The organism is Synechococcus sp. R55.4 (genome assembly GCF_047461935.1).
In the GTDB taxonomy this organism is placed as follows: domain Bacteria; phylum Cyanobacteriota; class Cyanobacteriia; order Thermostichales; family Thermostichaceae; genus Thermostichus.
Map to the genome: position 1 here is coordinate 1 of NZ_JANSIF010000021.1, position 12,733 is coordinate 12,733.

Below are 12,733 nucleotides of genomic sequence, written 5' to 3' on the forward strand. Positions count from 1 at the left end.
TCCTGCTCAGAGATAGGCAGGATGCGATCGCTTCTTTCCTGAACCATGTTCAGGAGAGTTCAGCGTGAATGTATCAGCTCCATCAAGACAATCCAGACGAGCAAGACGGGCCTGCACAGAGTACCCTCTGCAGGCTTTTTTGTGGGCCTGGGCCGCGCGGCTGTACGTCCCCAGCAGGGATCCCTCCCCATCACGTAGCTTTTTTTGCTTTTTTGGGCAACTCAGCGGAGGGCAAAGCAGGCTAAAGTGTCGGCATCCTGGCGTCTTGTGGAGAATCCTCGATGTTGTCCACTCAACTCCTCCTCCCCGGAGTGGCAGCTCTGCTCGGCTTCGGGTTTGCTCCAGCCGTCCTAGCTCAGACTTCCCACACCCAGCAGATGGCGATCCTGAACGGCAACGCCACCACCCTGCAAAGCAACGTCCTGCAAAACACCGTCCTGATCCTGCCCAACGTTCCCCCACAACAGTACGCCGACAGTTGGGGCTGGAGGAGCAGCCGCTCTTTGCCTCCCACTCCTGCTCCCATCACCGTCGTCATCCTCAACTCCCAAGTCAACCTAGCTGCCGAGGAAGTCGAGCCGAGGTCTTGCGGCCAGCGCTGTAGGGGATCCCTGCGCCTGCCTTGAGCGGGGGAGGCTGCTTTTTGCACTCCAGACTGCCCAAGTCCGCAATCCGGTTCGCGGCCACGCTCGGATCTGGGTGGATGGGGATTGATATAATCCAGGGCAATTGTCCGCTGCTGGGCGGCAGAGGGTTTTAACGCAAGCTTGGCCCGGCTTTGCAATCTTGCTTTTTGGTGTGCGAGGGATCCCCATGAATCGTTCCAGGCAACTTCGCCCTTGGCTAACTTCAGCGCTCACCCGCGGGATGGTGCTCTGCACCGCTTTTGCGTTTGCTGAAGCGTCCCGTAGCGCTCTGCTGATGGGATCCCCGGCTTGGGCGCAATCGGTTCCTCAGCCCGGCACCCTCGACCTGCGCACCGGTGGCGACACCCCCGCCCAGCCCTCCCCCACCCCACCCCCCACTGCCGGCGAGCCAGAAGTGTTGGTAGCGGAGGTAGTGGTTGAGGGCACTGAAGATCCGGAGCTGATCAACCGGGTTTACAGCGTCATCCGCACCCGCGCCGGCGAGGTTTCCACCCGATCCCAGTTGCGGGAAGACATCAATGCCGTGTTTGCCACCGGATTGTTTGCCGATGTGCGGGCAGTGCCTTCCGATACGCCTTTGGGGGTGCGGGTCACCTTTGAGGTCAAGCCCAACCCAATCCTGAAAGCCGTGCGCACGGAAGGGGCGAAAGTTCTGGATCCGGAAGTGCTGCGGGCCGCCTTTGCCGACCAGGAAGGGCGGGTGCTCAACTTCGGCGAGCTGCAACTGGCTGTGGCCGAGATCGAGCAGTGGTACGCCGATAAGGGTTACGTGCTGGCCAAAGTGACGGATGTGCGCTCCTCTGAAGACGGCACCATCACCCTGGAAATCGCCGAAGGGGTGATCGAGGATATTCGCGTTCAGGGCAACACCAAAACCCGTGACTTCATCATCACCCGCGAGTTGAAGTCCAAGCCGGGGGATGTGTTTAACCGCAACCAAATCCAGGAAGACCTGCAGGCGGTTTTTAATCTCAACCTGTTTCAAGATGTGAATGTGGGGCTCAACCCCGGCCAGGATCCCGACAAGGTGGTGGTGGTGGTGAACGTGGAAGAACGTCGCACCGGCACTTTGGGAGGCACCATCGGCGTCAGCTCCGCCACAGGGGTCTTCGCCGGCCTCAACGTCTCCGAACAAAACTTGGGCGGCAACAACCAAAGTGCCAGCTTCAACGTGCAGGTGGGCACCAACGAAACCCTCTTCGACTTAAACTTCACCGACCCGCGGATTGCCACGCTGGACATTCCCACCTCCTACAACGTCAACATCTCCAACCAGCAGAGCTCCAGCTTTGTCTTTAATGAGGGATTCACCCTGCCCAATGGGGATCCCGTGCGCATCAACCGTCTTGGCGGCGGGGTGACTTTCTCTCGCCCGATTGGGGGCAATTGGCGGGCCAGCTTGGGCACCCGCATCCAATTTGTAGAAGCTCGCAACAGCAACGGGGAGCAGCAGCGCTTCGATGTGCTGGGCAACCCGATTACCTTCAGCGAGAGCGGCCAAGACAGCTACACCACCCTGCGCCTCGGCCTTGTCAACGACGCCCGCGACAACCCCAACAGCCCCAGCCAGGGCTCGGTCTTTCGCATCTCCACAGAACAGTCGGTACGTCTGTTTCAAAATGGCTTGAATGCCAACCGCCTCGAGGCCGGCTACAGCCAGTTCATTCCCGTCAACCTGTTTGAAACCCGCAGCGAGCGACCGCAGGTATTGGCCTTTGATGTGCGAGCAGGCACGACCATCGGCGACTTGGCTCCCTACGATGCTTTTGCCATTGGTGGGGGCAACTCGGTGCGGGGCTTTTTCGAGGGGGGTATCGGTTCCGGTCGCAGCTTTGCCACCGCAACCGCCGAGTTGCGTTTCCCCCTTTTTGACCCGGTGGGAGCCGTGGTTTTCGCCGACTACGGCACTGATCTGGGCAGTGGAGCTGCCGTGGCCGGCAATCCCGCAGCGGTGCGCAACAAGCCGGGCAGTGGTTTGGGGCTGGGGGTCGGCATTCGCATCCAATCTCCCTTGGGGCCGTTGCGCATCGACTACGCGGTTGGGCAAGGCGGAGCCGGCCAAGGTCAACTGCACTTCGGCATTGGCGAGAAGTTCTGACTTGGCCGTGGATTTCCCTGCCGGCTTGCTATCTTGGGAGCAGGTGCTCGTAATGGAAGCAACCCATGAAACAGCGACTCGGCCTACCTTTCCCCAAGGGATCCCTGGTGTTCTTGCTGTGTTTGAGCCTGGCCCTAGCCGGGTGTGGGCCACTGGCGCGTCTGGGCATCGGCACAACTCCCATCGCCACCGTAGAGCAAAATCCCTCCCGCTACACCGATGTGTATGTCCGCGGTCGCGTGGTGAACCAGATAGGGGTGTTCGGCCAGGGTGTGTATGAGCTCCAAGACAACAGCGGTTCCCTTTGGGTCATCACCGACAAGGGGCTGCCGGCCATGAACAGCACAGTGACCGTGCGCGGTAAAGCCCAAGAGGGGATTGTGGTGGGAGGACGCAGCTTCGGGGTCTCGTTGGTGGAAGCAGAGCGCTTCTAGCCTGCCCCCAAAGCCAGCATCGAAACACGGCCTGCCAAGGTTTTGGCAATTTGCCGCAGCGCCTGGGCCGAGGCTGACTCAGGCTGGCTGATGACGATGGGCTGGCCCGCATCCCCCCCTTGGCGCAGGGCAATCTCCAACGGGATCCGCCCCAGCAGCGGGACACCAAGCTCGCGGGCCGTGGTCTCTCCCCCTTCTGAGCCGAAAATATCGTACTGGCGATCCGGCAGGTCGGGCGGGATGAAGTAGCTCATGTTTTCCACAATACCCAGGATGGGCACCCCCAACTGCCGAAACATGTTCAAGCCCTTGCGACTGTCCAGCAGGGCCACCGATTGGGGCGTGGTGACGATCACAGCTCCTGCCAGCGGCACTGCCTGCACTAGGGTCAATTGGGCATCGCCGGTGCCGGGGGGCATATCCACAACCAAGTAGTCCAACTCTCCCCACTGCACCTGATAGAGGAATTGCCGGATCACCCCGTTTAACATTGGCCCCCGCCAGATCACCGGCTGATCCCGTCCCACCAAGAGGCCCATCGACACCATCTTGACGCCGTAATTTTCCAGGGGGAAGATATCCTCGCCGCCGTCCTCCCGTTTTTGCACAACCAGAGACCGATCCTGCAGGCCCAGCATCAGCGGCACATTGGGACCGTAAATATCGGCATCCAGCAGCCCCACCCGCGCTCCACTTTGGGCCAGCGCCACGGCCACATTTACCGACACCGAAGTTTTGCCCACTCCCCCCTTGCCGCTGGAAATGGCGATGATGTTGCGCACACCGGGGATGGACTGGCGATTCGGCAGGGAAGGGGAACGGGGGGTTTCTGCCGTTACCGTAACATCAATGGCTTCGATGGGGGCCAGCTGGCGGATGGCAGCTTTGCACTCCTCGACAATGAATTCTCGCAAAGGGCAGGCCGGCGTGGTCAGCACCAGGGTAAAGGCCACTCGCCCAGGCTCGACGCGAATATCCCGGATCATGTTCAGTTCCACCAGGCTGCGGCGCAGCTCCGGATCTTGAACAGGGCGCAACGCTTCAAGGATGGCAGCAGCATCAAGGGTGGAGGTGGTCATGGAATCGGAAGGCTCAGCGGGTCAGTCCATATTTCACTCTAATCGGTTTTTCTCGGGTTCTTGCCGGCAGGGAAGGACAGCTCCAAAACGGGCTGCCACGCTAGTCCTGGGCAAGCAGGCTGGCCGAGGCTGATTCTGGTTGGAAGACAACGCTGTTGGCCGACGGGGGAGGGCAATTGTGCAAGCGCTGAGTGGGAGTTGGCTTGTGGTTGGGGCTAACGTTCTGGGCTCAGTTGATCCCTCTGCTGGAAAAGAGGGGATCCCGCCGCCTCTCAATCGGGGACGAGCGCCGGGCCATGCCAACTCTCTTTTCTGACTCGGCCTGGGATCCCTTCTGCCGTTACTTTTCTCGGTCACCCTACCTGCCTTGTGCGGTGAGTCCTCTGGGCCCCTGCCGCTGCCCCCACCACGCTGCGCGTCCAAAAGATGCTGCCTGGGCGTTCTGTCCACAACAAGAATAAACTGTGGTCTGTTCTCGTGCCGGTATCTCAGGAAATTCAAGGAATTGGTTGTGAAGCCAGGCAAAAGTATGGAAATCCGTCCTGCCACCGCTTTAGATGTGCCCGTTTTGTTTGACCTCATCTGCGCCTTGGCCGAGTACGAGAAGCTGAGCCACCTGGTAACGGGATCCGCTGATCTGTTGCGCCACTATTTGTTTGGCCCAGAGGCTTTGGCCTCGGCGTTGTTGGCAGAAGTGGAGGGGCAAGCGGTGGGATTTGCCCTCTACTTCCGCAATTTTTCCACGTTCCTGACCCGACCAGGGATTTACCTTGAGGATCTGTTCGTGTTGCCGGAGTTTCGCGGCAGAGGCATTGGCAAAGCGCTCTTGGCGCGGGTGGCTCAGGAGGCGGTGGCCAAAGGATATGGGCGGCTGGAGTGGATGGTTTTGGATTGGAACCAGCCGGCGATTGAGTTCTATCGACGCATGGGTGCCCAGCAACATCCCGAATGGATTCTCAACCGCGTGGTGGGTGCTGATTTGGAAGCTTTGGCTCGGCTGGCTGAGGATCCCTGTCGAGCTTGAGTGTGCCTTCTGTGGGGTAGTCGGCGCGGAAATTTTCTCAGAGCGGGAGAGGGAAGTGAAAACCCGCCGGCTGTCTCACCGCAATTGGGAATGGCCGACGACCAGCCGGAAATCTGGGGGCCGAGACCTCTTGTATACTTTTCTTGCGGCTGAGCTGAGCTCGAGGCCAAGCATGATCCCACCGCAAACTGCTATTCCCCAAGGGGCTGAGATCCTCTGCATCGGCACAGAATTGCTTTTGGGAGAGATCACCAATACCAATGCCCAGTACTTGGCAGCCGAGTTGGCGCAACTGGGGATCCCCCACTATTACCAAACGGTGGTGGGGGATAACGAGGCCCGCATTCACCACGCGCTGGAGGTGGCCTGTGGTCGTTCCAGCTTGATTCTGATCACCGGGGGTTTGGGGCCGACGCCGGACGATCTCACCCATGAGGCGCTGGCTTCCTTTTTTGGGGCGGAGATGGTGGAGCACCCCCAAGTGTGGGAAGAGATCCTGCAAAAGTACGGGCAGCGGGGCCTTGTGCCCTCGCCGAGCAATCGCAAGCAGGCTTTTCTGCCCCGGGGAGCGAGGGTGTTGCCCAACCCGCTTGGCAGCGCCTGTGGCCTCATCTGGCAGCCCCGGCCCGACCTGCACATTCTCACCTTCCCTGGGGTGCCGCGGGAGATGCAACACATGTGGCGGGAGACCGCCGTGCCTTATCTACGCTCCATCGGCTGGGGAAAAGAGGTGTTCTACAGCCGGGTACTGCGCTATTGGGGCATTCCCGAATCGACGCTGGCCGAACGGCTGGGATCCCTGTTGGCGGGGGAAAACCCTACGGTGGCTCCCTACGCCAGCCAGGGGGAGGTACGCCTGCGGGTTACCGGACGTGCTCCCAGTCGTGAAGAGGCCCAAGCCTTGATCGCCCCGGTGGTGGAGCAGATTTTACAGATTTCTGGAGAAGACTACTTCGGCAGCGATGACGCCACCTTGGCCGGTGTGGTGGGGGAGCTGTTGCTGCAACGGGGTCAAACTCTGGCGGTGGCAGAATCCTGCACCGGCGGGCTGCTGGGGCAGTTGGTGACCGGGATCCCGGGCAGCTCCCGCTATTTTGTGGGGGGGATCGTGGCCTACGACAACCGCATCAAGGAGCAGCTTTTACAGGTGAATCCGGAAACCCTGCGACAGCACGGGGCCGTGAGCGAGGCGGTGGCCGCCCAAATGGCGCTGGGGGCCAAGCAAGTCCTGGGCTCCAACTGGGCCTTGAGCATCACCGGCATTGCCGGGCCGGATGGGGGGACACCCACCAAGCCGGTTGGCCTTGTGTATCTGGGTTTGGCGGATCCGCAAGGGAAGGTGGAAGTACACGAGTACCGGTTTGGCAGCCTGCGCGGCAGAGAGGGGGTGCGTTGGTGGAGCGCCCAGACGGCTCTGGATCGCTTGCGGCGGCGCTTGCTCTGCTACCCCCTTTAGGGGGGATCCAGTCTCTCGGGGTTGGATCCCTGAGTAAGCTAGGGGAGCAGATGGATCCAACCGATCTCCAGAAGCAGACCCTACCAGGCAAGGAGCAAGCCGATGATCCCCGATGCCGTCCAGGCGGGCAAGGAAGCCCTGCGGCAGGGCCGCCTTCAAGAGGCCATCCAACTTTTTGAAGGCTACCTGGCCCAATCCCGTCAGCAGGACAAAGCATTAGGGATCCCGGCAGACTCATCTGACGGCGAAGCCCTGGAAGCCCAAATGAACCTGGTGCGGGCCTACCACCAGTTGGGCCAGACGGAGAAGGCACGGTCCCTCTGCCTAGAGCTGCTGCAACACCCCAACCCCCAGGCGCAAGGCTGGGCCAAGAAGATCTTGCTTCGCCTGCCCACTGCAACAGAGTCCCTGGCTGCTCCGTCCGCCAAACCTGTCGAACCGCGTTCTGCTCCCCCAGAGGAGCCGTCTCCTGGAGCGGGATCCCTGTCCACCCGTCAACGGGCCGCCCAACTGGGTATGAAGATCCCCCTGCCGGAGCGGGCCGGCCCCCTGCATTGGGCCAAGTGGGGATCCCTGGGGGTGGGCATTGTCTTCCTTTGGTGGCTGAGCTTTGTGTTGGTAGGCAGCCATCTGGATTTTGGCCGGCTGAGTTTTCCGCGGCAGCTTTGGTTTTTGCAGGGGTTGCTGCCCTGGCTGCGCAATGGCCTGCGGTGGTTGGTGGCCGGCAGCCTGGCGGTCAACTTTGGAGTAGGCCTTCTCTTTTTTGCCCCCTGGCTGATGGATCAGCTCCACCAACGGCTGCACAAGTTGCGTTGGGCCAGGCTTGGCGAAATCGAACGCCACAGCCCCGAAACGGCGCGCCTGCTGCAGCGCATCTGTGCCCAAAACCAGCTAAAACAGCCCCGACTGGGGGTGATCCCGGATGCTGGGCCGCTGGCCTTTGTTTACGGCACTTTTTCTGATGGCTGCCGCATTGTGGTCACCCAAGCCCTGTTGCAGCAGCTTTCTGAGGATGAGATTGCCGCCGTCTACGCCCAGGCCCTGGGGCGAATTGTTAATGGAGATATCCTGGTCATGACCCTGCTGGGATCCCCGATTCAACTGGTTTACCTGGCCCTAGAGCAGGTGAGCCAACTGGGAAGCAAACGGCGGGATCTCATCGGGCATGTGGCCCCGCTGCTCTACCTCATCTACACGGTGCTCTCCTACCCGCTGTTTTTCCTCTCCCGCCTGGGCACCTACCATGCCGACCATTTTGCCGTACAGGCAACCGGCAACCCGAACGGGCTGATCGCTGCTCTGCTCAAATCGGCTGCTGGCCTGCAGGAGGCCCACAAAAACGACCGCCGACCTTCCTCGCTGTTGCACTGCACCCGCCTGTTCAGCTTTTTGGACTTCAAAACCATCGCCGCTGCCAGTGCTGCCGCCCGCCTCCAGGATCCCTCCCAAGCCGGCCAAGTCTTTCTCTGGGATCAGTTCAACCCTTGGGCCCGCTGGATGCAGGTCAATTCCAGCCATCCGTTGCCGGGGCACCGCTTCAAGGTCTTGGCAGGATATGGGGAGCGGCTGCGCCTCGTGCCGGAGCTGAGTCTGGGATCCGGATCCAAGTTGGATGTGGCCCGTCTGCAAAGCCGGTTTTGGCTAGATCTGGCCATCTATGCTGCCGAAGTGGTCGGGATCCTCATTGGCTGGCTGGTGGGGCTGATCCTCTACCTGGTGCTGCAAGATCGCCTCGATCCCAAGGTGATTTGGGCAGCCGCGGTGGTGGGCTACGGGATGGGCCTGTGGGCCAAAGCGGGATTGATGTACGGGGGATCCCTGCCGGCAAGGCCGACGGATGTGCTCAGCTTGCTGGCGGATCCCGACGCGGATCCCCGCCGCGGACAATGGGTGGAGCTGGAGGGGGAGTTGGTGGGACTGGGCCCCTCCGGCTATCAACTGGGGGCAGAGCTGAAGCTGCAAGAGGCCACAGGGCTGATCCCGGTGCGCTTTACTTCCCCTTTGGGGCCGGTGGGCAATGTCTTTTCCGGCCTGAAGCGGATCCGCGCCCTGGTGGGCCGGCGCGTCAAAGTGGTGGGCTGGTTCCGCCGCGGCAATACTGCTTGGGTGGATCTGGCCTACGTCCAGGTGGGATCCAATAAGCTGCACAGCCGACCGCGCCTTTGGCTGGTTGTGTTCGGCTTGGGAGTCATCCTGCTGGGGATTTGGGGGGCGTTCTATTTCCCCAACTTGGCCTCTTACCTGCGGCGGTGGTGAGCCAGGCTCTCTTCCAGTTGGCTGAGAAAACTAGCGGCGAGAGGGCGTTAACTGTGCCTTGCGCAGGCGCACCGACTGGGGCGTGATCTCCACCAGCTCATCCTCGCCGATGTATTCCAAAGCCCGCTCCAGGGTCATCTCCACCGGCGCTTGCAAGTGCACCAGCTCCTCCCCGCCCGCAGCCCGGTGGTTGGTCAGTTGCTTGGTCTTGCAGACGTTCAGCTCCAAGTCTTGGGGACGGTTGTGCTCGCCCACGATCATGCCCTTGTAAACGCGGGTACCTGGCGTAATAAAGAATACACCTCGATCTTCCGCATTCTTGAGGGCATAGGTAGTGGCCACCCCTTCTTCAAAAGCGATCAGCACCCCGTTGCGGCGCATTTCCATCTCAGAGGTCAGGGGACGGTATTCCAGAAAGCTGTGGCTCATGATCCCCTCGCCGCGGGTGATGCGGATAAACTCCCCTCGAAAGCCGATCAGCCCTCGCGCCGGAATGACAAACTCCAGCTGAGCCCGACCATCGGATCCCACCATCATGTTCTGCATTTCTCCCCGCCGTTGCCCCAGCCGCTCGATGCAGGCCCCCACCGTCGCTTCCGGCACATCCAGCACCAAACACTCATAGGGCTCATAGGGCTGGCCGTTGACCTCGCGGAAAATTACCTTCGGTTGCCCCACCTGAAACTCATAGCCTTCCCGCCGCATGGTTTCTAGCAGGATGCCCAGGTGCAGCTCGCCTCGCCCCGACACCAAAAAGCGATCCGGCGAGTCGGTTTCTTCCACCCGCAGCGCCACGTTGGTTTCCAGCTCCCGCATCAGGCGCTCCCGCAACTGTCGCGAGGTAACGAAGGTACCCTCCTGGCCGGCAAAGGGAGAATCGTTGACACCGATCATCACCTGCAGCGTCGGCTCGTCCACTTTGATGAGCGGCAGAGCCTGGGGATTTTCGGGAGAGGTGAGGGTGTGGCCAATGTTGGCCTCGGCAAACCCCGCCACAGCAACAATGTGGCCGGCGGTAGCTTCCGTCAGCTCGATGCGCTGCAGGCCCTGAAAGCCGAACAGCTTGGTTACTTTGCCCTTGGCAATGGATCCATCCTCTTTCACCACTGCCAATGGATCCCCCAGGCGGATGGTGCCGTTGTGGATCTTGCCGATCACAATCCGGCCCAGGTATTCCGAATACTCCAGCGTGGTGACCTGCAGCTGCAGGGGCTTGCCGGGATCCCCAATGGGAGGTGGGACATGCTTGAGAATGGCCTCGAAAAGAGGCTTCATATCCAGGGATCCGCTGTACTTCCCTTCCAGAAAGTCTTTGAGATGGGCTTCTTCCAGGGCAAAGCCGCGCAACCCAGAGGCAAATAGATAGGGGAAGTCGCACTGGTCTTCGTCTGCCCCCAGCTCCAAGAACAAATCCAGCACCTTGTCAATGGCTTTGTAGGGTTCAGCGCGAGGCCGATCGATCTTGTTGACCACTACGATGGGGCGCAGACCCTTCTCCAAAGCCTTGCGCAGCACAAAGCGGGTTTGCGGCATCGGGCCTTCGTTGGCATCCACGATCAACAGGCAGCCCTCCACCATCCCCAGGACCCGCTCCACCTCGCCCCCAAAGTCGGCGTGGCCAGGAGTATCGACGATGTTGATCAAGGTTTCGCCGTAGCGGACGGCTGTGTTTTTGGCCAAGATGGTAATGCCCCGCTCCCGCTCCAGCGTGTTGGAGTCCATCACACAGGTGGGAATGTCTTCCCCCTCCCGAAAGATGCCCGCCTGGCGTAACAGGGCATCCACAAGGGTAGTTTTGCCGTGGTCGACGTGGGCGATGATGGCAACGTTGCGGATGGGGAGTGACATATTAACCATTGACCAGCAGGATGTCGCCCTACAAGCAGGAGTGCCTTAGGGATTTCTTTACAACTCTAACGCAAAGGAGCGTTACGTTGCTAAACACTCCTGGCTTTGGGCTTAGCCCCAGCACTCCCAAAGGGTTATCCCGACTGCCTCAATATCCAGAGGGATCCCCTACATATCGGCGCCGCGCAGATAGAGCAGCAGGATGACCGCCGGGCCTGCCAAGACAATCAAGGCCAGCAGGGCCAACTGCACAAAAACTTCGTATTGTCCGAACATAATCCCAGATCCTGTGGCTTACGCTTTGTATCCTAAGGGGTGCCCCCCACCCCAGATGGGAGAGCTGTTACAATTCTTCAAGTCATGCGCTCTTCGCCAAGGGATCCCTAGCGCTCCTGCTGGGCTTGAAACACCACCGGATCCAGGTTGAACAGTTCCTGCAAGATCCGCATGGCTGCCCGCCGCGCCTCAATATCCCGTTTGGCCCGCAGTTGCACCATCGGGTCGTGCAGGATCTTGTTGACGATGCCGCGGGTCAAGGCGTCGATCACCTCCAGGTGCTTCTCGGCAAAGTCCTTGCCCAGGCGGGAGAGAGCTTTTTCCATCTCCTGCTCGCGGATGGACTCCACCTTGTGGCGCAGGCTGGAAATGGTGGGCACCGTCTCCAGAGAACGCCACCACTCCATGAATTGATCCACCTCTTCTTCCACCAGGGCCTCGGCAGCCAGAGCCAGCTTTTGCCGTTGGGCGCGGTTTTCTTCCACGATGCGGGAGAGGTGATCCACATTGAACACCTGTACCCCCTTCAGCTTTTCCACGTCGGGATCGATGTTGCGGGGCACAGAGATATCCACCAACAACAGCGGCTGATCTGGCTGCAGCACCCCTGCCAGTTGCTGGTAGGTGAGGATCGGCTGGGTGGCACCGGTGCTGGTGAAGACCAAGTTGGACTCGGCCACACTGTTCAGCAGCGACTCCCAAGGCAGCACCTGGATCGGCTGCTCAAATTGCTTGGCCAGGGCTTCGGCTCGCTCCAGGGAGCGGTTCACCACCGTGATATCGACTGCCCCCTTGGCCAACAGGTGCTGCACCAACAGACGGGCCATTCTCCCCGCCCCCACCACGGTAACTTTGCCCTGAGAGAGGGATCCCTGCTCTTGCAGAGCCAACTCCACCGCTGCCGAGCTGATGGACATGGCGCCGGTGCCGATCTCCGTTTCGGTACGGACGCGCTTGCCGGCGGTGATGGCTGCCTTAAAAAGGCGATTGAGGATGCGATCCATGCCGTTGCAGGCTTGGCCCAGTTGCTGGGCTTTTTTCACTTGCGAGAGGATCTGCCCTTCTCCCAGCACCAAGCTGTCCAGACCGGCAGCCACCCGCATCAGGTGGGTTACGGCATCTTGGTAGAGAAGGGTAAACAGGTGCGGACGCAGTTGGGGCAAGGGGATCCCTTTCAGCTCAGCCAAGAACTGCATCGTCTGCCGTACACCACTCTCCATTTCCGAGGTGACGATGTAGACCTCCAGCCGGTTACAGGTGCTGAGGATCGCAGCCTCCTCAATGTGGGGGTGGGTGCGAAGCTGCTGGATCGTCTCTCCCACCTCCGCCTCCGCGATGCTGAGGCGCTCCCGAATCTCTACGGGAGCTGTGCGATGGCTAAGACCGACAACCGCGATAAACATGCCTCTCCGTCGTCTGTACAGCAACAGCAAAAGTTATTAAAAACAAAAACTCTGAACAAAAGCAAATATTGTTTCAGAGAGAAAGCAAGAGCTGTGACCGATACGAGGGGATCCCTTGAGTCGGTTCCAGCAAGCTTAGGTAACTTTTCTCAGCCTACCTAAACCCTAAAACCAGTATCGAACCGGTTTTGCAGGATTTTGCTGAAGAGTTA

At 60.3% G+C, this 12,733-nt stretch carries 11 protein-coding genes; 7 read left to right on the plus strand and 4 right to left on the minus strand.

The window, feature by feature from the left end:
- Positions 1-281: 281 nt before the first annotated feature.
- The 3 genes from NW842_RS06550 to NW842_RS06560 all read left to right on the plus strand — a co-directional run bounded on the left by NW842_RS06550 (position 282) and on the right by NW842_RS06560 (position 3,179).
- Positions 282-626, plus strand: a complete 345-nt coding sequence (locus NW842_RS06550; protein WP_011432412.1) for a hypothetical protein — start codon at positions 282-284, stop codon at positions 624-626.
- Positions 627-813: 187 nt separating this feature from the next.
- On the plus strand, positions 814-2,745 hold the full coding sequence (locus tag NW842_RS06555; RefSeq protein WP_414417708.1) for a BamA/TamA family outer membrane protein: 1,932 nt from the start codon (positions 814-816) through the stop codon (positions 2,743-2,745).
- A 65-nt stretch (positions 2,746-2,810) separates the two neighbouring features.
- Entirely contained in the window at positions 2,811-3,179 is a 369-nt protein-coding gene (locus tag NW842_RS06560; protein ID WP_414373839.1) for a hypothetical protein, read from the plus strand.
- Here the strand turns inward: NW842_RS06560 and NW842_RS06565 are convergent.
- A complete protein-coding gene (locus NW842_RS06565; RefSeq protein ID WP_414373840.1) occupies positions 3,176-4,258 on the minus strand; it encodes an Mrp/NBP35 family ATP-binding protein in 1,083 nt (360 codons plus the stop codon). The genes NW842_RS06560 and NW842_RS06565 overlap by 4 nt on opposite strands.
- A gap of 296 nt (positions 4,259-4,554) precedes the next feature.
- On the opposite strand from NW842_RS06565, the gene NW842_RS06570 reads away from it, so the two are divergent.
- The 4 genes from NW842_RS06570 to NW842_RS06585 all read left to right on the plus strand — a co-directional run bounded on the left by NW842_RS06570 (position 4,555) and on the right by NW842_RS06585 (position 8,994).
- A complete protein-coding gene (locus NW842_RS06570) occupies positions 4,555-4,719 on the plus strand; it encodes a DUF6464 family protein (protein ID WP_238376969.1) in 165 nt (54 codons plus the stop codon).
- Positions 4,720-4,787: 68 nt separating this feature from the next.
- The gene (locus NW842_RS06575; protein ID WP_414373841.1) at positions 4,788-5,282 is read left to right on the plus strand and encodes an N-acetyltransferase family protein; all 495 of its coding nucleotides are present in this window, start codon (positions 4,788-4,790) and stop codon (positions 5,280-5,282) included.
- A gap of 172 nt (positions 5,283-5,454) precedes the next feature.
- On the plus strand, positions 5,455-6,738 hold the full coding sequence (locus NW842_RS06580) for a competence/damage-inducible protein A (RefSeq protein WP_414373842.1): 1,284 nt from the start codon (positions 5,455-5,457) through the stop codon (positions 6,736-6,738).
- Positions 6,739-6,840: 102 nt separating this feature from the next.
- Positions 6,841-8,994, plus strand: coding sequence for a M48 family metalloprotease (locus NW842_RS06585; protein ID WP_414373844.1), 2,154 nt, complete (start codon positions 6,841-6,843; stop codon positions 8,992-8,994).
- Between the two features lie 30 nt (positions 8,995-9,024).
- Here NW842_RS06585 and typA read toward each other — a convergent pair whose 3' ends face one another.
- From typA to NW842_RS06600, 3 genes are all read right to left on the minus strand, one after another.
- Positions 9,025-10,842, minus strand: coding sequence for a translational GTPase TypA (typA, locus tag NW842_RS06590; protein ID WP_414373846.1), 1,818 nt, complete (start codon positions 10,840-10,842; stop codon positions 9,025-9,027).
- Between the two features lie 168 nt (positions 10,843-11,010).
- Positions 11,011-11,118: a photosystem II reaction center protein Ycf12/Psb30 gene (psb30, locus tag NW842_RS06595; RefSeq protein WP_011433833.1), complete on the minus strand. Its 108-nt coding sequence runs from the start codon at positions 11,116-11,118 to the stop codon at positions 11,011-11,013.
- 107 nt (positions 11,119-11,225) lie between these two features.
- A complete protein-coding gene (locus tag NW842_RS06600) occupies positions 11,226-12,521 on the minus strand; it encodes a glutamyl-tRNA reductase (RefSeq protein ID WP_414417709.1) in 1,296 nt (431 codons plus the stop codon).
- Positions 12,522-12,733 lie beyond the last annotated feature (212 nt).

Excerpts from the sequence above, each read along its gene's own strand:
- NW842_RS06550 (WP_011432412.1), top strand. The coding sequence starts at position 282 with ATGTTGTCCACTCAACTCCTCCTCCCCGGAGTGGCAGCTCTGCTCGGC.
- NW842_RS06555 (WP_414417708.1), top strand. The coding sequence starts at position 814 with ATGAATCGTTCCAGGCAACTTCGCCCTTGGCTAACTTCAGCGCTCACC.
- NW842_RS06560 (WP_414373839.1), top strand. The coding sequence starts at position 2,811 with ATGAAACAGCGACTCGGCCTACCTTTCCCCAAGGGATCCCTGGTGTTC.
- NW842_RS06565 (WP_414373840.1), bottom strand. The coding sequence starts at position 4,258 with ATGACCACCTCCACCCTTGATGCTGCTGCCATCCTTGAAGCGTTGCGC.
- NW842_RS06570 (WP_238376969.1), top strand. The coding sequence starts at position 4,555 with ATGCCAACTCTCTTTTCTGACTCGGCCTGGGATCCCTTCTGCCGTTAC.
- NW842_RS06575 (WP_414373841.1), top strand. The coding sequence starts at position 4,788 with ATGGAAATCCGTCCTGCCACCGCTTTAGATGTGCCCGTTTTGTTTGAC.
- NW842_RS06580 (WP_414373842.1), top strand. The coding sequence starts at position 5,455 with ATGATCCCACCGCAAACTGCTATTCCCCAAGGGGCTGAGATCCTCTGC.
- NW842_RS06585 (WP_414373844.1), top strand. The coding sequence starts at position 6,841 with ATGATCCCCGATGCCGTCCAGGCGGGCAAGGAAGCCCTGCGGCAGGGC.
- typA (WP_414373846.1), bottom strand. The coding sequence starts at position 10,842 with ATGTCACTCCCCATCCGCAACGTTGCCATCATCGCCCACGTCGACCAC.
- psb30 (WP_011433833.1), bottom strand. The coding sequence starts at position 11,118 with ATGTTCGGACAATACGAAGTTTTTGTGCAGTTGGCCCTGCTGGCCTTG.
- NW842_RS06600 (WP_414417709.1), bottom strand. The coding sequence starts at position 12,521 with ATGTTTATCGCGGTTGTCGGTCTTAGCCATCGCACAGCTCCCGTAGAG.